This is a genomic window from Psychrobacter sp. NG254, from assembly GCF_015277735.1.
Classification (GTDB): Bacteria; Pseudomonadota; Gammaproteobacteria; order Pseudomonadales; family Moraxellaceae; genus Psychrobacter.
Map to the genome: position 1 here is coordinate 1 of NZ_JADHDA010000028.1, position 517 is coordinate 517.

General features: G+C 61.5%; 1 protein-coding gene. It reads right to left on the reverse strand.

The annotated features are described in order from the left end of the window. A partial coding sequence (locus tag IP510_RS13635) for a penicillin-binding transpeptidase domain-containing protein (protein ID WP_265087611.1) occupies nucleotides 1-517 on the reverse strand: 517 nt, incomplete at both ends.

Here is a 517-nt window from a genome sequence, read left to right on the forward strand (position 1 = left end):
GTGCGGCGGCGGTTTGCGGACTGAGTGCCTGACTGAACAGAGTTGGCTCGAAGGACTGGATGGTTGTGAGATCGGAGGACACGATGCTCTCAACAAGATTGGGCTGCATCAGAGTGCCGCTGTTGGCGATCGCCATCGACACCATGGCCATCTGCAGCGGGGAAGCACGAACGCTGGATTGACCGAAGGCCGAGAGCATCGTCTGGGGAGCGTCAAGAGCGCGCGGGTAAACGCTCTCGGTTGATGCCAGTGGCACGGAGACGCTCTCGTTGAAGCCGAAGAGGTTGGCTTGCTCGCGAATAGCGTTGGAACCGAGCTCTGCACCCAGCTGAGCGAAGGGGATGTTGCACGACAGGCGGATGGCCGTAGCAATTGACGCGGTGCTGCCCGAGCCACACGTCGCGCTGTCGGAGTTGCTGATGACGAAGGTGCTCTCCGGCAACTGCAATTCTGCAGGGTTCGGGAACGTGCTCTCTGCGGTGTAGTCGCCGCTCTCGAGAGCGGCAGCCGCGACAAC